General features: G+C 71.7%; 16 protein-coding genes. 9 read left to right on the top strand and 7 right to left on the bottom strand.

Annotation, left to right across the window (positions count from 1 at the left end; genetic code table 11):
• Positions 1-187: 187 nt before the first annotated feature.
• The 4 genes from pssA to glp all read right to left on the bottom strand — a co-directional run bounded on the left by pssA (position 188) and on the right by glp (position 5,661).
• Positions 188-1,129 (bottom strand): CDP-diacylglycerol--serine O-phosphatidyltransferase, encoded by a 942-nt coding sequence (pssA, locus tag AB0H93_RS38850; RefSeq protein ID WP_358580612.1) that lies wholly within the window; start codon positions 1,127-1,129, stop codon positions 188-190.
• Positions 1,126-1,848: a phosphatidylserine decarboxylase gene (locus AB0H93_RS38845; protein WP_358580609.1), complete on the bottom strand. Its 723-nt coding sequence runs from the start codon at positions 1,846-1,848 to the stop codon at positions 1,126-1,128. Before AB0H93_RS38845 ends, pssA begins: the two co-directional genes overlap by 4 nt.
• A 499-nt stretch (positions 1,849-2,347) precedes the next feature.
• Positions 2,348-4,384, bottom strand: coding sequence for a M48 family metallopeptidase (locus AB0H93_RS38840; protein WP_358580607.1), 2,037 nt, complete (start codon positions 4,382-4,384; stop codon positions 2,348-2,350).
• A gap of 32 nt (positions 4,385-4,416) precedes the next feature.
• On the bottom strand, positions 4,417-5,661 hold the full coding sequence (glp, locus tag AB0H93_RS38835) for a gephyrin-like molybdotransferase Glp (RefSeq protein ID WP_358580605.1): 1,245 nt from the start codon (positions 5,659-5,661) through the stop codon (positions 4,417-4,419).
• Between the two features lie 87 nt (positions 5,662-5,748).
• Here glp and AB0H93_RS38830 point away from each other — a divergent pair, with 87 nt between their 5' ends.
• The 6 genes from AB0H93_RS38830 (at position 5,749) to AB0H93_RS38805 (ending at position 13,222) form a co-directional block, all read left to right on the top strand.
• A complete protein-coding gene (locus AB0H93_RS38830; protein WP_358580603.1) occupies positions 5,749-6,432 on the top strand; it encodes a TIGR00266 family protein in 684 nt (227 codons plus the stop codon).
• Positions 6,433-6,702: 270 nt separating this feature from the next.
• Positions 6,703-6,906: a cold-shock protein gene (locus AB0H93_RS38825; protein ID WP_093268692.1), complete on the top strand. Its 204-nt coding sequence runs from the start codon at positions 6,703-6,705 to the stop codon at positions 6,904-6,906.
• 268 nt (positions 6,907-7,174) lie between these two features.
• The gene (locus tag AB0H93_RS38820) at positions 7,175-8,395 is read left to right on the top strand and encodes a serine/threonine-protein kinase (RefSeq protein ID WP_358580601.1); all 1,221 of its coding nucleotides are present in this window, start codon (positions 7,175-7,177) and stop codon (positions 8,393-8,395) included.
• Between the two features lie 221 nt (positions 8,396-8,616).
• Positions 8,617-10,245, top strand: a complete 1,629-nt coding sequence (gene groL / locus AB0H93_RS38815; RefSeq protein ID WP_093268687.1) for a chaperonin GroEL — start codon at positions 8,617-8,619, stop codon at positions 10,243-10,245.
• Positions 10,246-10,404: 159 nt separating this feature from the next.
• On the top strand, positions 10,405-11,064 hold the full coding sequence (locus AB0H93_RS38810) for a copper homeostasis protein CutC (RefSeq protein ID WP_358580598.1): 660 nt from the start codon (positions 10,405-10,407) through the stop codon (positions 11,062-11,064).
• A 157-nt stretch (positions 11,065-11,221) separates the two neighbouring features.
• Positions 11,222-13,222 carry a beta-N-acetylglucosaminidase domain-containing protein gene (locus AB0H93_RS38805; RefSeq protein ID WP_358580596.1) on the top strand — a complete coding sequence of 667 codons (2,001 nt, stop codon included), beginning with the start codon at positions 11,222-11,224 and terminating at the stop codon, positions 13,220-13,222.
• Positions 13,223-13,281: 59 nt separating this feature from the next.
• Here AB0H93_RS38805 and AB0H93_RS38800 read toward each other — a convergent pair whose 3' ends face one another.
• The 3 genes from AB0H93_RS38800 to AB0H93_RS38790 all read right to left on the bottom strand — a co-directional run bounded on the left by AB0H93_RS38800 (position 13,282) and on the right by AB0H93_RS38790 (position 14,656).
• Positions 13,282-13,512: a PspC domain-containing protein gene (locus AB0H93_RS38800; protein ID WP_358580593.1), complete on the bottom strand. Its 231-nt coding sequence runs from the start codon at positions 13,510-13,512 to the stop codon at positions 13,282-13,284.
• Between the two features lie 87 nt (positions 13,513-13,599).
• The gene (locus AB0H93_RS38795; RefSeq protein ID WP_358580591.1) at positions 13,600-14,157 is read right to left on the bottom strand and encodes a suppressor of fused domain protein; all 558 of its coding nucleotides are present in this window, start codon (positions 14,155-14,157) and stop codon (positions 13,600-13,602) included.
• The gene (locus tag AB0H93_RS38790; RefSeq protein WP_358580589.1) at positions 14,123-14,656 is read right to left on the bottom strand and encodes an SRPBCC family protein; all 534 of its coding nucleotides are present in this window, start codon (positions 14,654-14,656) and stop codon (positions 14,123-14,125) included. Before AB0H93_RS38790 ends, AB0H93_RS38795 begins: the two co-directional genes overlap by 35 nt.
• Before the next feature lie 61 nt (positions 14,657-14,717).
• On the opposite strand from AB0H93_RS38790, the gene AB0H93_RS38785 reads away from it, so the two are divergent.
• The 3 genes from AB0H93_RS38785 (at position 14,718) to AB0H93_RS38775 (ending at position 17,461) form a co-directional block, all read left to right on the top strand.
• A complete protein-coding gene (locus AB0H93_RS38785; protein WP_358580586.1) occupies positions 14,718-15,296 on the top strand; it encodes a TetR/AcrR family transcriptional regulator in 579 nt (192 codons plus the stop codon).
• A gap of 45 nt (positions 15,297-15,341) precedes the next feature.
• The gene (locus tag AB0H93_RS38780) at positions 15,342-16,229 is read left to right on the top strand and encodes a MoxR family ATPase (RefSeq protein ID WP_358580584.1); all 888 of its coding nucleotides are present in this window, start codon (positions 15,342-15,344) and stop codon (positions 16,227-16,229) included.
• Between the two features lie 83 nt (positions 16,230-16,312).
• A complete protein-coding gene (locus AB0H93_RS38775; protein WP_358580582.1) occupies positions 16,313-17,461 on the top strand; it encodes a VWA domain-containing protein in 1,149 nt (382 codons plus the stop codon).
• Positions 17,462-17,475 lie beyond the last annotated feature (14 nt).

The following is a 17,475-nucleotide window of genomic DNA, read 5'->3' as shown; positions in this document are numbered from 1 at the left end:
GGGTGCCTGTGGACAACTTCCGCAATTTCAATGGAAATCGGACCTTCGATTTCCATTGAAATTGCGGAACCCCGCCGGGAGGAGCCCCGCGCGCCGTGCCCTGGCCGCGCCGCGCCCTGGCCGCGCCGCGCCCTGGCCGCGCCGCGCCGAGTCTCCGGGAGTGGGGCGGGTCTTCGGGAGGGGGTCGTTAGCGGCGGGGGCCGTCGTTGCGGCTTCGCCGCAACTCCAGGCGTCGCCAGCTGCGGCGGGGTCCGTCCGGGTGGCTGTGGCGGCGCGGTAGGCGGACGCGCCTGGCGGCGCCCGCCACGCTGCGGCGCAGCGGCGGCCGCAGGCCGAGCCGGCGTTGGGTGCGTCGGCGGATCGCGCGCCGCTCTCGCGGCGGTGCGCTCCACGCCTCAGGGTGCTTGGCCAGCCAGTTGTGCCGGTAGACCGCGTACGGGATGTGCAGGAGGTAGATCACCATGGCGATCGCCAGCGAGATCAGCGGGAACATGATTATTCCCGCCGCCAGCAGCGCCACCAGCACCAGCAGCGGTGCCGCCGCCCTCGGCGGCACCTTCACGGTCTTCAGCGACAGCGTCGGCACCCGGCTGACCATCAGCGCCGCGACCAGCACCATCCAGACCATCACCACGTTCTGGTTCGCCCACCAGCCCAGGTAGCCGAAGTGCGCCGTCAGGACGATCGGGAGCAGCCCGAGCAGCCCGGCCGCCGGGGCGGGCACCCCGACGAAGAACTCCTTGGCGTACGGCGGCTGCTCGGCGTCGTCGAGCAGCGTGTTGAACCGCGCCAGCCGGAGCACCATGCACACCGCGAAGATCAGCGACACCACCCAGCCGACGCGGTTGTCCTGCAGCTGCCAGGCGTACAGCGTCAGCGCCGGGGCGACGCCGAAGGACATCGCGTCGGACAGCGAGTCCAGTTCGGCGCCCATCTTGGAGGTGGCGTCGAGCAGCCGCGCGATCCGCCCGTCCAGGCCGTCGAGCACCGCCGCGACGGCGACGGCCGCGATCGCGCCGGTGAGCTGGCCGTTGAGCGCGAACTGGACCGCCGACAGCCCGGCGCACATCGCCAGCACGGTGATCGCGTTGGGCAGCAGCCGGATGCCGGGGGCGCTGTGCATGCTCATGAGGAATGCGTCCCCCGAGGCAGCTCGGCGAGGGCGGTCTCCCCACCGATGGTGCGCTGGCCGGGCTCGACCAGGATCCGGCTGCCGGTGGGCACGTAGAGATCCACCCGGGAGCCGAAGCGGATCAGCCCGTAGGTGCTGCCGGCCTGCAGGACGTCGCCCTCGGAGACGGAGCAGACGATGCGGCGGGCCACGAGGCCGGCGATCTGCACCACGGCGACCTGGGTGCCGTCGTCGGTGCGGATGACCATCGAGTTGCGCTCGTTGTCCTCGCTGGCCTTGTCCAGGTCGGCGGAGAGGAACTTGCCCGGCCGGTAGGCGATGGTCTCGACCTTGCCGCTCAGCGGGATCCGCTGGACGTGCACGTCGAAGATCGTCAGGAAGGCGCTGATGCGGGTCATCGGCTCGTCGCCGAGGCCGAGCTCGGCCGGCGGCACCGCGGGCTCGATGTGCGAGATCGTGCCGTCGGCGGGCGCGACGGCGAGTCCCTCGCGGCTGGGCGTGGTGCGGGCGGGCTCGCGGAAGAACCACGCGCACCAGGCGGTGACGATGCCGCCGAGCACGCCCGCCGGGCGCCAGCGGCGGCGCAGCAGAAGGGTCGCGACGGCGGCGCCGAGCACGAACGGGCGGCCTGCCGGGTGCATCGGCGGGATGGTGTCGCGGGCCAGCGCGGCGAGGTGCGCCAGCAGGTTCTTCTTCGGTTCTTCGGCGGTGCTCATCGAGGTGCTATGCCCCTGCGTCGGCGGTCATGGTGCGGCGGTTCGGCCGGTTCCCGGCGCGAACGCCGAGCGCCGACCGGTGCCGTCGTCGGTACAGCATCGCGGACGCCTCACGTCAACCGACGCCAGGGGGCGTAGTTGATCAAGAACTACCCTGCTGACCTGCGTCTATCAGATTCCGGGATGCTACCGCCAACGCGCCGCCCAGGTAACCCGGTCGGGTGAGAGAAAGCGAGGAGGCCGTTCGACGTCTCCCCGTAGACGTCGGACGGCCTCCCCGGTGTGGTCCGTGCACCCCCCGACGGCGCACGGTCCTCGGTGTGTCCGCTCCCCACCGGCAAGCGGTAGTGGGTTTGTGCGGACGTCTAGGAGATGTATATGGGCGACGGTTCGTTACGCGGTTTCCAGTGTAATTGAGTTCACAAAATGTCCGTAGCCGCTTTTGGAGGACCTCACGGCGCCGTTACATGACGAAGAGTCATCAGAACCCCGCTCGCTCTCACTCATTCGTGTAGGCGGGTTCGTCGAGGTTCATCCGCGCTCCCATCAGCTCGCCGAGGCCCCGGTACGGGTCGCCGTGCTCCACGCCGTCGGCCGTGCTGCGCAGCACCAGCTCGGACACGCCGTCCTCGCCGTCGCGCACGCCGATGTCGTCCAGCTCGGACACCGCGTACTCGTCCAGGTACAGCTCCAGCGACAGCGACCAGCCCGCGCGGTCCTGGTCCAGCCGCGCGCGGGCCACGTCCCGGCTGTCCACCCACTGCGCGCCGGGCCGCTCCCGGAGCTCGCCGATCGGCGTGGCGGCCAGCTCGGCGAGCTGCTCCTGTTCCGCCTTGCGGAACCGGGCGAGCGTGCCGGCCAGCAGGCGCTTCGTGGTGCTGGCGGAGCTGGGCAGCAGCACCAGGCCGCGATCGGTGACCAGCAGGTCGTAGTTGCCGCCGGGGCACTGCACCGGGCTGACGATCCCGGCCAGCTCGGGCTCGGGCTCGGCGGCGGGGCGGCGCGCGTGGGTCATCGGCACCCCGAGGTCGACCAGCGCCCGGTGCAGGCCCGGGATCAGCCGGGGATCGGTCACCGCCGGGCGGACCAGCCGGTCCGGGTCCAGCGGCTGCCCGTTGGCCAGCCGCACCGTCGACGGGCCGCCCCAGTCCAGCTCGTGGTGCGCCCGCCGGGCGCAGATCAGCGCGTCCACCACGGCGCAGCCGAGCAGTTCGGTCAGCGTGTCGACGGCGGCCTCGTCGATGCGTTCCGGGCACAGGCCGGGGTTGAGCACCGGGTTGACCAGGTCGTGGCCCTGGCCGCGGTGGATGGCGGGCAGGATGCCCGCGATCGTCGGCTCCACCGGCAGTCCGCTCTGCGCCGTGGCGGAACTCAGCAGCGCGGCCCGCTCGGCGACGTGCGCGGCGCCGGCCAGCCGGGCCAGCTCCGGCCAGCCCAGCCGGCGCTTGAGGCCGTCGACCATCAGGCGGTCTTCGAGGTCGGGCACGCTCTTGCGCGGGTTGCGCAGCAACGCGAACGCGGGCCGGTCGTCGGCGTCGCGGCCGGTGACCTTGATCCGCTTCATCGCTTCGATGCGCCGGCGCGCGGGCAGGTGGGTGCGGCTGCCGTCCTCGCCCTCGGCGATGGCCTTCTTGACCCGCTCGGCGAGCTCCGGTTTGCGGGTCGGGTGCTCCATGAAGTTGCGGAAGCCCAGCAGCACGTCCGGCGTGTGGCCGACGGCCTTGGCCATGCTGAGGTACTCGTCGGAGTACTCCTGCCAGCCGAGCTCGATGGCGATCCGCTTCCGCAGCGCGGTGGCCGCCGCTCGGGTGCCCGCCTCCCGGACCGCGATGGCGTCGGCGGCGAGCTCCAGGTCGTGGCCGGTGGTGGCCGCGATCGCGGTGAACAGCCGGGCGTAGCCGGTGAACAGCCACTTGACCGGGCCGCCGGTGAGCCCGTCGACGGTGCGCTCGACGCTCGCCGAAGCCCGATAGGCGGTGACCGTCAGCTTGTTGCGCCCGGTCAGCCTGCCGAGTTCGTGCGCCACCACGGCCCGCAGCTCGCTGACGTTGAGCGCGGCCAGCAGCGGCAGCCCGAGCTCCAGGTAGCGGGTCCGGGTGCGCAGGCCCAGCAGCGCGGTGTCCTCGCGGATGCTCGCGGTCGGGTCGGAGGTGATGCGGATTTCGTCGGGCAGCGGGGCGGCCGCCTCGGCGGAGATCGACTCCACCATCCGCCAGATCTGCGGCTGCTCCGATCGGTCCAGCCGCACGCCGCGCGGCCGCACCCGGCTGCGCAGCACGGCGCGCAGCCCGATCGCGAAGAGCGCGCCGACGGCGACCGCCGCGAGCGCGGCCTTCACCCCGCTGGACTGGTCGTATCGGAAGGTGAACGCCGAGATCGCGAGCAGTCCGAGGACCAGCGCGATCGGCGCGAGGAAGAAGCCGATGTGCAACGCCAGCGCCAGGGCGGCACGCCAGGGGCCACGCACGGTGCAGAACTCCGGAGGGGTGGTCGGTAGTGGTGGTGCAGTCTTGGGGACGCCGGTGCCATCCGTCAACCAGATGATCTTCCGAGCGCCCCGGGGCGGTGCTAGTCGAGCAGCATGACGTCCACTGTGGACCCGGCGGCGAGTTCGGTCACGTCCTCGGGAATCTCCAGCAGGCAGTTCGCCTTGGCCAGGCCCGCCAGCAGGTGCGAGCCGGGTGCGCCCTGCAGCGTCACGCCGCCGGTGGCCGGGTCGAACCGGCCCCGGCGGTACTGGCGCTTGCCCGCGGGCGCGGACAGCGGCTCGGCAAGCGTCGCCTGCCGCACCGGGCGGCGGGTGGCCAGGTGCCCGGCCGCGGCGCGCAGCGCGGGCCGCACGAACACCTCGAACGACACCATCGCGCTGACTGGGTTGCCCGGTAGCGTCACCACTGCGACGCCGTCCCGGTACCGGCCGCAGCCCTGCGGCATCCCGGGCTGCATCGCGACCTTGGTGAACTCGACGCCGGTGCCGGTGAGCGCGTCCTTGACGACCTCGTACGCCCCGGCGCTGACGCCGCCGGAGGTGATCAGCAGGTCGGTGTCGGCCAGGTGCGGGGCGAGCGCGGCGTGGAAGGCCTCGACGTCGTCCGGCACGAACCGCAGCAGCGTCGCCTCGCCGCCGGCTTCGCGCACCGCGGCGGCCAGCATCAGGCCGTTGGACTCGTAGATCTGCCCCGGCTGCAGTGCGGTGCCGGGCGCGACCAGCTCCGACCCGGTGGACAGCACCAGCACCCGGACCGGCCGGTGCACGGGCAGTTCCGCGGCCCCGACGGCGGCCGCGACGCCCAGCTGCGACGGCGCCAGCGCGGTGCCCGTCGTCAGCACGGTGGCGCCCGCCGTGACGTCCTCGCCCGCGCGCCGCACGTGCGCACCCGGCTGCACGGCGGCGAACATCCGCACCTGCTCGGTGCCGCCGTCGGTGCGTTCCACCGGGATCACCGCGTCCGCGCCCGGCGGCATCTGGGCGCCGGTCATGATGCGGTGCGCGGTGCCCGGCTGCAGCGGCGGCACGTCCACCCGGCCGGCCGGGATGTCCTCGTGCACCGGCAGCAGCACCGGCTGCTCCGGCGTCGCGCCGGCCAGGTCGACGGAGCGGATGGCGTAGCCGTCCATCGCGGAGTTGTCGAACGGCGGCAGCGAGATCGGCGCGGTCAGGTCCGCGGCGAGGGCCAGCCCGAGGCAGTCCGCCAGCGGCTCGACCAGCACCGGCGTCGGGGTGAGCAGGGCGGCGATCTTCGACTGGTGATCTGCGACCGCGGTCAGAGCGGGTGTTCCGGTTCCGTGCGACACGCCCAGATCATCGGTCATCGACACCCCCGTTGTCCCCACCGGCGTGCGAATAGTCGCACCGATCAACGTGGCAGACTCGTCCCCGGGCTCGTCTAGGAGGTAGCCGTGCAGGTTCGCACCCGTCACACGCCGTCGTTCGGGGTGGCCCGGCTGATGCTCGCCCCGGGCGAGCCGGTGCAGGTCGAGTCCGGTGCGATGCTCGCCACCAGCTTCGGCGTGACCGTCGAGGCGCGCGCCCAGGGCGGCTTCCTGAAGTCGCTGGCCCGCGCCGCGCTCGGCGGCGAGTCCTTCTTCGTGTCCACCTACACGGCCCCGCAGCAGGGCGGCTGGGTGGACGTGGCGCCGAACCTGCCGGGCGACCTGAACGTGCTGGAGCTCGACGGCCGGGTCGGCTGGTGCGTGACGAAGGGCTGCTGGCTCGCGTCCGCGAGCACCGTGCAGGTCGAGACGCAGTGGGGCGGCTTCCAGAACCTCTTCGGCGGCGAGGGCGGCTTCATGACCCACGTCGGCGGCCAGGGCCCGGTGGTGGTCTCCTGCTACGGCGCGCTGGACGTGGTCACGCTGCAGCCCGGCGAGTACGTCACGATCGACACCGGGCACGTGGTGGCCTACGCCGACACGGTGCAGAGCCGGCTGCGGCAGATGAACCAGGGCGTGGCCCAGTCGCTCAAGAGCGGTGAGGGCTTGGTGTTCGATTTCGCCGGTCCGGGCCAGGTGCTGACTCAAACCCGCAATCCGCGAGGACTCGTCACCTGGTTGCAGGCAAATGGGCTCGGCGCTCGTTCCTGAGCGCGAGTTGCGCGGGTACGCATAGCCGTCGCTTCAAACTGGTGGCGCGGATTTCGCCGAGAGCGCAAATGGGCTCATGCATTCGGACGAATTCCCGAGTCAACTCCACTCCGATAACTGAACGTGGCCATCGGCGACACCCGTTCGGCCCAGCGTTTAACGGAAAAGTTGCATTGCCGAACCCGCGACGAGACCTGCTTTCTGGGGTAGCGTTGCCGTTGCTCCAGCGGCGCTTTGGGTGCCGTGCATCACTTTTTAGAGGAGGACGCCGTGGCGGTCGGCACGGTCAAATGGTTCAACTCGGAGAAGGGCTACGGATTCATCGCGACAGACGGTGGATCTGATGTTTTCGTCCATTACTCCGCGATCAACATGTCTGGTTTCCGAACCCTTTCCGAAGGGGATCGGGTCGAATTCGAAGTGAAAGCGGGACGCGACGGCCGCACCCAAGCAGACGGTGTCCGCAAGGTCTGAAGAAGCAGCTGAACCCGGCTTGCTCGGCGGCGCTGGGGCTGTCCTCGTGAGAAGATACCTGAGAATCCGCGGCGATGCGAGCCGAGTCCCACACCGCAAGCGGCTGCCGCCGCTTCGTGAAAAACAGTGCACGTCACGGCGTCGAGAACGTCAGCGCGGCCCGGTTCCCGTCCGCGGGAGCCGGGCCGCGGCGCGTGCGGAATCGATGTCATCACGGTGTTGCCGAACCCGGGGACGTGCGTGATCCCGAAACGTTAGGCTGCTCCGCGTGTCGGCAGACCTCACCGGGCAGCGCCTCGGCCACTACAAGATCGACGGAGTGCTCGGCCGCGGCGGGATGAGCGTGATGTACCGCGCCACCGATACCCGGCTCGGGCGCAAGGTCGCGCTCAAGATCATGGGCGAGCACATCACCGGTGACGCCGAGTTCCGCGAGCGGTTCGTCGACGAGGCCCGCAACACCTCGGCCATCGACCACGCCAACATCGTGCCGCTGTACGACTTCGGCGAGGTCGACGGCATGCTCTACATCGCGATGCGGCTGGTCGACGGGTCCGACCTGGCCAGCCTGATCAAGGACGGGCCGATCTCGCCCAAGCGGGCCCTGGAGCTGCTCTCCCAGGTCTCCGAGGCGCTGGACATGCTGCACGAGCGCGGCCTGGTGCACCTCGACCTGAAGCCGGCCAACGTGCTGGTGACCTCGCGCGAGTCCGTCAACGAGCACGTCTACCTCGCCGACTTCGGCCTCACCCGGCGCGGCGCGACCGGGCACCGCACCGCCAGCGGCGACTTCCTGGGCTCGCCGACCTACGCGGCGCCCGAGCACCTGCGCGGCGAACCGGTGGACGGCCGCACCGACCAGTACGCGCTGACCTGCATGCTGTTCGCCTGCCTGACCGGGCGGCCGCCGTTCCAGGGGCAGGTCCAGGAGGTCATCCAGGGCCACCTGGGCGCGGAGCCGCCGCCGGCGACGTCGCTGGTGGTGCTGCCCGGCAGCATCGACGAGGTGCTGCGCCGCGGCATGGCGAAGAAGGCCGACCAGCGCTTCACGAACTGCAAGGAGCTGATCGCGGCGGCTCGCGCCGCGCTCGGCCCGGCAGCCGGCGGCGAGACCCCGCCGCCCCGCCAGGTGGCCCCGCCCGTGGCTCCGATGTCCGGGCCGATGCCGGTCCAGTACGCGCCGCCCGCGCCGCCCGGCTACCCGCCCTACCAGCAGCAGCCGCCGCGCCCGCTGCCGCCGCCCGGCAACGACCCCGTGCGGTTGCGGCCGCCGATCCCGGCAGGCTCGGCGGCGTTCGCGACCAAGTCCGGCAGCTCGGCGAAGTGGATCGTGCCGGTGCTGGCCGGCGTCGCGCTGGTGGTGATCGTGGTCATCTTCGTTGTGATGGCCAACTCGCTCGGTGGTTCCGGCGGCGGCACCGACCCGACGTCGACGGAAACTTCCTCGTACAACAACAGCGACCTGCCCACGTCGGTGCCCACCCGCTGACGCGCCTCGCTTGCACTCGACTGGTGAGAGTGCTAAACACGGTATTGGCACTCAGCAAGGTTGAGTGCCAGGCCGGGACGGTGAGGCCGTCTCCGGCGGTGCCACCCGACGGCGCCGCCGCACGGTCGTCCGTCGCGGGCACCGAGCCTGGCCGAGCACGAGTCCTGCCGTGGGGTGCACCCACCACCGCGGCGTCCAGACAGGTGGAGGACCACACCGCAATGGCCAAGATGATCGCGTTCGACGAGGACGCCCGCCGCGGTCTTGAGCGCGGCATGAACACCCTCGCTGACGCCGTCAAGGTGACGCTCGGGCCGAAGGGCCGCAACGTCGTGCTCGAGAAGAAGTGGGGCGCGCCGACGATCACCAATGATGGTGTCTCCATCGCCAAGGAGATCGAGCTCGAGGACCCGTGGGAGAAGATCGGGGCCGAGCTGGTCAAGGAGGTCGCCAAGAAGACCGACGACGTCGCGGGTGACGGCACCACCACCGCCACCGTCCTGGCCCAGGCGCTGGTGCGCGAGGGCCTGCGCAACGTCGCGGCCGGCGCCAACCCGATCGCCCTGAAGCGCGGCATCGAGAAGGCCACCGAGGCGATCGCCGAGCAGCTGCTCAAGAACGCCAAGGAGATCGAGACCAAGGACCAGATCGCCGCCACGGCCGCGATCTCGGCCGGCGACCGTCAGATCGGCGAGCTCATCGCCGAGGCGATGGACAAGGTCGGCAAGGAAGGCGTCATCACCGTCGAGGAGAGCAACACCTTCGGCCTGGAGCTGGAGCTCACCGAGGGCATGCGCTTCGACAAGGGCTACATCTCGCCCTACTTCGTCACCGACTCGGAGCGGATGGAGGCGGTCCTGGAGGACCCGTACATCCTGCTGCTGAGCTCCAAGGTCTCGAACGTCAAGGACATGCTCCCGCTGCTCGAGAAGGTCATGCAGGCCAACAAGCCGCTGCTGATCATCTCCGAGGACGTCGAGGGCGAGGCCCTGGCCACGCTGGTCGTCAACAAGATCCGCGGCACCTTCAAGTCGGTCGCCGTCAAGGCCCCCGGCTTCGGCGACCGCCGCAAGGCGATGCTGCAGGACATGGCGATCCTGACCGGCGGCCAGGTCATCAGCGAAGAGGTCGGCCTCAAGCTGGAGAACGCGGACCTGAACCTGCTGGGCCGCGCCCGCAAGATCGTGGTCACCAAGGACGAGACCACCATCGTCGAGGGTGCCGGTGACGACGAGCAGATCGCCGGGCGGGTCAACGAGATCCGCGCCGAGATCGAGCGCTCGGACTCCGACTACGACCGCGAGAAGCTGCAGGAGCGGCTGGCCAAGCTGGCCGGCGGCGTGGCCGTCATCAAGGCCGGTGCGGCGACCGAGGTCGAGCTCAAGGAGCGCAAGCACCGCATCGAGGACGCGGTCCGCAACGCCAAGGCCGCGGTCGAGGAGGGCATCGTCGCCGGTGGCGGCGTCGCCCTGCTGCAGGCCGCGCAGGCTGCCTTCGACGGTCTCAACCTGACCGGTGACGAGGCGACCGGTGCCAACAGCGTGAAGATCGCTGTCGAGGCGCCGCTGAAGCAGATCGCCATCAACGCCGGCCTCGAGGGCGGCGTCGTCGCGGAGAAGGTGAAGGGCCTCACCTCCGGCCACGGCCTCAACGCCGCGACCGGCGAGTACGAGGACCTGGTCCAGGCCGGCGTCCTCGACCCGGCCAAGGTCACCCGTTCGGCGCTGCAGAACGCCGCCTCCATCGCCGCGCTGTTCCTGACCACCGAAGCCGTGGTCGCGGACAAGCCGGAGAAGGAGAAGGCCGGCGCTCCGGACCCGACCGGTGGCATGGGCGGCATGGACTTCTGATCCACGCTGCTGTCGCTTTTCGAAGGGCCGTCCCCGCTCGGGGGGCGGCCCTTCGGTCGTTCCCGGGCGGGTGAACCCGCTGCCGGCGCAGCACGAGCACTCGAGCAGCGGCTCCGGGCGGGCCTCGCTGGGCTTCCGCCGCCCGGTTACGGTGCGGGTGTGGGAACGCTGCTGGAAGTGATCGTGCTGGACGCCGCCGAGGCCGAGGCCGCCCAGGCCGGTGGTGCCGACCGGCTGGAGCTGGTGCGGGACCTGGCCGCCGACGGGCTCACACCGGACCCGTCGACCGTGCGCAGCGTGCTCGCGGCGACCGATCTGCCGGTGCGGGTCATGGTGCGCGACCAACCCGACTTCGCCGCCGATGCCGAGGCGCTGCGGCGGCGGGTGGCCGAGCTGCGGGAGGCCGGGGCGCGGGAGTTCGTGCTCGGGTTCCTGGACGCGTACGGGCAGGTGGACGTGGGCGCCACCCGCGAGGTGGTCGCCGAGCTCGACGGGTGCCCGTGGACCTTCCACCGCGCGGTCGACCACGCCGCCGACTACCGGCTCGCCTGGGACCAAGCGGTGTCGCTCAGCCCGGACACCGTGCTCACCGCAGGCGCTTCCGGCGGCGTCGATGAGGGCCTTGCCAACCTGCGAGAACGCGCCGAGCGGCAGGACGTCGACGGCGTGGCGCTGCTCGTCGGCGGCGGCCTGCGCCAGGAGCACGTCGCCGGCCTGCGGGCCGCCGGGGCCCGCGCCTTCCACATCGGCACCGGCGCCCGCGAGGGCGGATCGGTGCAGGTGGAGCGGGTCCGGAGCTGGCGCGAGCTCCTATCCTGAGCGTCACCGCCACCGCGATCGGCCGGGCGCGACGAGCGCCGTTGATATTGTTCGTTGCTTGCAGTGCGGATGATCACGGCGCTCCCGGGTGCGGCGGCGGCCGGAAGCGGCGTGTGATGTCCTGTGGACCGGTGGCAGTCCAGGTGAGGTAGGAGTCATGCTCGGTCGAAACGTCCGGCGGTCCGCCGTGGCCGCGACGCTCATGTGCGCGGTGCTGGCGGCCTGCACGAACACCACGCCGCAGGAGCCGACGCCGACCGCGCCACCGCCGCAGTCGCTGCCCGCGACCGGGCTGCCGCAGGTCACCCCGCAGCCGCAGGAGATGCAGCGGCTCGGCGACGACATCCCGGTGCAGGGCAAGGTCGACGTGATCGTCGATCCGCTCGTCGACCAGCCCACCCGCGACCTCGCGGCCCAGGTGCTGCGGCTCGCCGGGGCGAGCGACGTCGTGGTGCGCGAACCCGGTCCGCCGTCCGAGGGGGCCACGCTGAGCATCCGCATCGGCGAGCGCACCGCGCCGACGGTGGTGAAGGGCCTGCAGGAGCTGGGCTTCGCCGCGCCCGCGCCGCTGCCGCCCGAGGGCTACGTGCTGGCCGGTCGCGGCGGCGGCACGCCGGTCGTCTTCATCGGCGCCTCCGACGCGGCCGGCGCCTACTACGGCGTGCAGACGTTGCGGCAGATCGCCTCGCCGGGCCGCCTCGCCGGGGTCGGCATCGTGGACTACCCGGCGATGCCGCTGCGCGGCACCGTCGAAGGCTTCTACGGCCCGCCTTGGACGCACGCCGAGCGCATGGACCAGCTGGCCTTCTACGGCGACGTCAAGATGAACACCTACATCTACGCGCCCAAGGACGACCCGTACCACCGGGAGAAGTGGCGCGAGGCGTACCCGGCCGACGACCTGGCCCGGGTGGAGCAGCTGATCCAGCAGGCCGCGGCGCACCACGTGAAGTTCACCTTCGCGCTCTCCCCGGGCACTTCGATCTGCTACAGCGACGACGCGGACGTCCGCGCGCTCCTGGCGAAGCTGCAGACGGTGTACGACGAGGGCGTGCGCGACTTCTCCGTGCCGCTGGACGACATCTCCTACACCCGCTGGAACTGCGCGGGCGACCAGGCGAAGTACGGCAAGCCGTCCGAGGGCGCGGCCGGGCAGGCGCAGGCGGAGCTGCTGAACCGCGTGCAGCGCGAGTTCGTCGACACCCATCCCGGCGTGGCTCCGCTGCAGTTCGTGCCGACCGAGTACTCCGACGTGGAGGATTCGGCCTACAAGACGGCGATCCGCACGGCGCTGGACCCGCGTGTGCTGGTGATGTGGACCGGCGACGGCGTGATTCCGCGCCAGATCACCGTTTCCGACGCGCAGCAGGCCGAGAAGGTCTGGGGCCGCAAGCTCTTCCTGTGGGACAACTACCCGGTCAACGACTTCGACGGCTCCGTCGGGCGGCTGCTGCTCGGACCGTACGAGAAGCGCGAGCGCGGGCTGAGCGGGCAGCTCGTGGGCGACGTGTCCAACCCGATGAACCTGGCGGCGGCGAGCAAGGTCGTGGTGCTCGGTGCGGCCGATTTCGCTTGGAACGACGCGGCTTTCGACCCGCAGCGGGCCTGGCGGGCGGCGGCCGAGCACCTGGCGGGCAAGCGCGCGGCCGGCGAGCCGGGGCTGGTCGCCGACCAGGCGACGGTCGACGCGCTGATGGTGTTCTTCGACCTGGAGCACATGGCGCCGCTGCCCAGCGGACGGCCGTGGTTGCCGCCGGCGCCGGAGCTGGCGCGGCGGATCCAGGCGTTCCGCGATGGCTGGGAGCGCGGCGACCGCGCGGGCGCGGTGGAAGCGCTGCGCGGCTACGCGCAGGCGATCGCGGGTGCGCCCGAGCAGATCGGGCGGGGCGTGCCTGCGGACTTCGTCGCCGACGCGAAGCCGTGGCTGACGGCCACCGAGCTGTGGGGCGACGCGCTGGTGGCCACTGTGGACGGTCTGCAGGCGCGGGCGAACGGCGACGAGGCGCGCACCTTCGAGCACTTCACCGCGGCGCGGCAGTTCGCCGACCAGGCCAAGCAGATCCGCACCCTGCCCGGCGAGGTCCGGCCCCAGGGGCAGGTGCTGGTCGCCGACGGGGTGCTCGACACGTTCATCGAACAGGCCCCCGGCATCCGCTGACGGTGCAGTTTCAATTGAAACTGCGTTTCTCCGACCGAAGTTTCAATTGAAACTGGCCGTCACTCCTGCGGGACGAGGACCCAGCAGACGAGGTAGATGACGATGCCGGCGCCGAAGCCGAGCAGCGTGGCGGCGACCAGCAGGACGCGGAGGATCGTGGCGTCCACGCTGAGCCCCTTGGCGGCGCCGGCGCAGACCCCGGCGATCATGGCGTCCTCCCGGCTGCGGCGGAACTTCCGAACCGGGGACTCGGTGGTGGTCTGGGTGCTGGTGGCGAAGTTCTCGGTCATGCCTCCAGCTTGGGCCCCGGAGGGGCCGGAGGCCTCGGGGTACGACCCCGACCCGACCCGGATTCCCCGGCCGCCGACCCTGGGGCGTCAGGCGGCCGAGGGGCGGTGGATGTCGAGCAGGTTGGAGTTCTCCCGCTCCCAGCAGTCGTACAGCGCGTCCCGGCCGTAGCGGGCCACCAGCTGGGCCTCGTCGCGGGTGATCGGGACCAGCGTGATCAGCTGGAGGACCGGTTCGCCCGCCTCGTCGAGCAGGACGTCGAACGAGTCGCCGAGGTAGGGGTGCGGTGCGGCGAGCGCGCCGCAGATCTCGGTGTCCGGCAACAGGATCCGGTCGTTCATGATGAGCGCGCCGTAGCCGACCCGGCTGTTGCTCTCGGTCAGCAGCTCGGCGATCACGCCCGTCAGGTGCCGCGCGTGGATCTCCTGCTCCGACTGCAACGTGCAGATGAGCTCCTGGGGCAGCGGCGCGCCCGCCGTGCGGTCGCGCAGGCCGCTGGTCAGCACCGAGACGTGCGCGCCGTCCGGGTGGTCGCAGTAGACGAGGTGGTAGCCCCGATCGCGCCCGTCCGCCAGTCGGCTGTCGGCGCCGCGGACCCGGCCGATGTGCGTCTCAACGTGTGCGGGGAACCCGCTGAACCGGCTCATGCACCACCCTCCGAAACCTCCGCGATACTACGGACACGAGCAAGCGCACCAACCACGACCAGCGGGTCGGCGCGCGCACGGTTCCCGCGGTGCTCCGCTCGGCGCGATCGAGGCAGTCTTCGAGCGCCGCGTCGTGCAGCGGCCGCCAGAGGATCGGCCAGGTGATCCGCGCCGGGCCTCGGGCGTGCATGGACAGCAGGTGGTGCAGCGAGGTGCCGTCGGATTCGCGGTGCACGGTGAATTCGTGGATCCCATCGAAGCCGCGCGGTGCGGTGAAGCGGAACCGGATCCAGCGGCCTGGCAGGTAGGCGACGACCTGGTAGCGGATCGGGCCGTGACCGCCCGTGGCGCCCACGCCGAGCGGCCGGTCGAACCGCATCGCCGGCCACCTGTCGTGCGGCCACAGCTGGTCGTGCGGGCTCGCCAGCGAGTCGATCAGCGCCCCGACGGTGTCCTCGTCGGCCGGTAATCGCCTGACGTGCAGGTTTCTGATGGCCATCGCCGTCCTCCTGTTTTAGAGAATTCTCTCTACAACCGTATTGGAGCATATCCTCCAATACATGGGTAGGCCTGCCCGGCACGATGCCGACCGACTCCTCGACGCCGCCGTCGCGCTCGCCGCCGAAACCGGGCCGCGAGGGGTGACGATGGCCGCGGTCGCGCGGGCGGCCGGCGCCCCGAGCGGCTCGGTCTACCACCGCTTCCCGGACCGGATCGCGCTGCTGTCGGCGCTGTGGCTGCGCACCGTGACCCGGTTCCAGGAAGGGGTCTTCGCGGTGCTCGACGGCTCGCCGCAGGACGCCGCCGTCGCGATGGCGCGCCATGCGGTCGAGTGGTGCCGCGAGCACCCGGACGAGGCGAGGGTGCTGCTCGCCGGGCCCGGGGACTTCGGCCTGGCGGAGTGGCCCGAAGCGGCCCGAAAACGCTTGGCCGCGGGCAACGTGCAGCTGGAGCAGGCCCTGGCCGACCTGGCTCGGCGGCTCGGGAAGACCGACGAGCGCGGGCGGTCCCGCGTCCGGCTCGCGGTGGTCGACCTGCCCTACGCCGTGGTCCGGCGGTACCTGGTGCGCGGCGAGCCGATCCCCGCCTTGGAGGTTGGCACAGCGGGCGACGCGGTTCGGGCCCTGCTCGCCGGATGATCCGATGATCGCCTTCGGGCCGGTGGTTCGAATACGCTCGGCGGCATGGCGGTGGATGACGCGCTCGACATGAAGTCCCCGGCCGAGGTCGCGACGGCGCTGGACGACACCGGGTACCTGCCCGACGAGGGCATCGCGACGGCGGCGTTCCTGGCGATGCGGATGCGTCGCCCGCTGCTGTGCGAGGGCGAGCCCGGCACCGGCAAGACGGCGCTGGCGCAGGCGTTGGCCGCGGCGCTCGGGGTCGACCTGATCCGGTTGCAGTGCCACGAGGGCATCGACGCCGCGCAGGCCCTCTACGACTGGGACTTCCCGCGCCAGCTGCTGCACCTGCGCACGCTGGAGGCGGCCTCCGGCGGCGAGCTGGACGCCGACGCCGCCGAATCCTCGCTGTACACCCCGAGGTTCCTGCTGGCGAGGCCGCTGCTGCGCGCGTTGCAGGAGTCGCCTTGCGTGCTGCTGGTCGACGAGATCGACCGCGCCGACGACGAGTTCGAGGCGTTCCTGCTGGAGGTGCTGTCGGAATACGCGGTGACCATTCCGGAGTTCGGAGTGGTGCGGGCGCAGCAGCCGCCGATCGTGATCCTGACGTCCAACCGGACCCGCGAGGTGCACGACGCGCTGAAGCGCCGCTGCCTCTACCACTGGCTGGAGCACCCGGGCCTGGAGCGGGAGGTCGCGATCCTGCGGCGCCGCCTGCCGGGGCTGGACGCCCGGCTGGCGGAGCAGGTGGCCGCGGCGGTGCAGCGGATGCGGCAGATGGAGCTGCTGAAGCCGCCGGGCGTGGCGGAGGCGCTGGACTGGGCGCAGGCGCTGCAGGCGCTCGACCAGGACGAACTGGACACGGAGACCGCCGCGACCACGCTGGGAGCGGTGCTGAAGTACCGAGAGGACGCCGAACGGGTCCGCGCCGCGGGCATCGTGGCGCCGTGACCGTCCGCAATTTCCATTGAAATCGAACCTTCGATTTCAATGGAAATTGCGGACCACCGAAACCGAACGTCGAGGAGGGGGCGATGGAGCACACCGCGACCGGTCTGGTCGGCTTCGCCCGCGCCCTGCGGCACTCCGGGATGGCCTGCGGCCCCACCCGGGTCCAGGCCTTCCTCGCCGCCACCGAGCACGTCGGCCTCGACCGCTCCGCGGTCTACTGGGCCGGCCGGCTGACGCTGTGCTCCGAGCCGGACGATGTGCCCCGCTACGACGCTGCCTTCGGCAGCTGGTTCGGCGGCGCTGCGCTGTCCGCCGAGTCGCCGGGCCGTCCGCTGCCGCGTCCGGCGCGGATCGCTGCGCTCTCCGCGGCCGATGGCGGCGACCAGGACGGCGACGCGGACAAGCCGCTTGCCGCCGCCGCCAGCGACGCGGAGGTGCTCCGCCGTCGCGACCTCGCGGAGCTCGGTACGGCGGAGCGCGAGCACCTGCGGCGCATGCTCGCGGTGCTGCGCCCCGAGCCGCCGACGCGGCCCGCGCTGCGGCACCGCCGCAGCAAGCGCGGCGCGCTCAGTTCGCGCGCGACGCTCCGCGAGCTGCTGCGCTCCGGCGGCGAGCCGTTGCGGTTGCGCCGTCAGAAGCGTTCTCGGCGGCCGCGCCGCGTAGTGCTGCTGATCGACGTCTCGGGTTCGATGAGCCCGTACGCCGATGCGCTGATGCGGTTCGCGCACGTCGTGGTGCGGCGTTCGCCCGCCAGCACCGAGGTCTTCACGCTGGGCACCCGCATGACCCGGGTGAGCCGGCAGCTCCGGCAGCGCGATCCGGAGGCCGCTCTGCTGGCGGCTTCCCGTGCCGTGCCGGATTTCTCCGGTGGCACCAGGCTCGGCGAGACGTTGCGCGTCTTCCTGGACCGGTGGGGGCAGCGGGGAATCGCGCGGGGTTCCGTCGTCGTGCTGTTCTCCGACGGCTGGGAGCGCGGCGACTCGGCGGAGCTGGGCGAGCAGATGCGTCGGTTGCGGCGCCTGGCGCGGGCGGTGGTGTGGGCCAACCCGCACGCGGGGCACGACGGATATCAACCGGTGCAGTCCGGGATTGTCGCGGCCCTGCCGCACGTTGACCGGATGGTGGCGGGGCACAGCCTGCGCTCGCTGGAGGACGTGTGGTCGTGGGTGCGCCGGTTGTCCCAACCGGGGCCGGCGCCGGAGGAGCGAAGTGCGGTTTTCGGGCAGAGCTGACCGGGCCCGGTGCG

The sequence above is a fragment of the Saccharopolyspora sp. NPDC050642 genome (assembly GCF_040654735.1).
GTDB lineage: Bacteria > Actinomycetota > Actinomycetes > Mycobacteriales > Pseudonocardiaceae > Saccharopolyspora > Saccharopolyspora elongata.
This window is presented reverse-complemented; position numbering and strand designations above follow the sequence as displayed.

Bases quoted from the DNA above. Each gene is read 5' to 3' on its own strand.
- pssA (WP_358580612.1), bottom strand. From the start codon at position 1,129: ATGAGCATGCACAGCGCCCCCGGCATCCGGCTGCTGCCCAACGCGATC.
- AB0H93_RS38845 (WP_358580609.1), bottom strand. From the start codon at position 1,848: ATGAGCACCGCCGAAGAACCGAAGAAGAACCTGCTGGCGCACCTCGCC.
- glp (WP_358580605.1), bottom strand. From the start codon at position 5,661: ATGACCGATGATCTGGGCGTGTCGCACGGAACCGGAACACCCGCTCTG.
- groL (WP_093268687.1), top strand. From the start codon at position 8,617: ATGGCCAAGATGATCGCGTTCGACGAGGACGCCCGCCGCGGTCTTGAG.
- AB0H93_RS38805 (WP_358580596.1), top strand. From the start codon at position 11,222: ATGCTCGGTCGAAACGTCCGGCGGTCCGCCGTGGCCGCGACGCTCATG.
- AB0H93_RS38800 (WP_358580593.1), bottom strand. From the start codon at position 13,512: ATGACCGAGAACTTCGCCACCAGCACCCAGACCACCACCGAGTCCCCG.
- AB0H93_RS38795 (WP_358580591.1), bottom strand. From the start codon at position 14,157: ATGAGCCGGTTCAGCGGGTTCCCCGCACACGTTGAGACGCACATCGGC.
- AB0H93_RS38790 (WP_358580589.1), bottom strand. From the start codon at position 14,656: ATGGCCATCAGAAACCTGCACGTCAGGCGATTACCGGCCGACGAGGAC.
- AB0H93_RS38785 (WP_358580586.1), top strand. From the start codon at position 14,718: ATGGGTAGGCCTGCCCGGCACGATGCCGACCGACTCCTCGACGCCGCC.
- AB0H93_RS38780 (WP_358580584.1), top strand. From the start codon at position 15,342: ATGGCGGTGGATGACGCGCTCGACATGAAGTCCCCGGCCGAGGTCGCG.
- AB0H93_RS38775 (WP_358580582.1), top strand. From the start codon at position 16,313: ATGGAGCACACCGCGACCGGTCTGGTCGGCTTCGCCCGCGCCCTGCGG.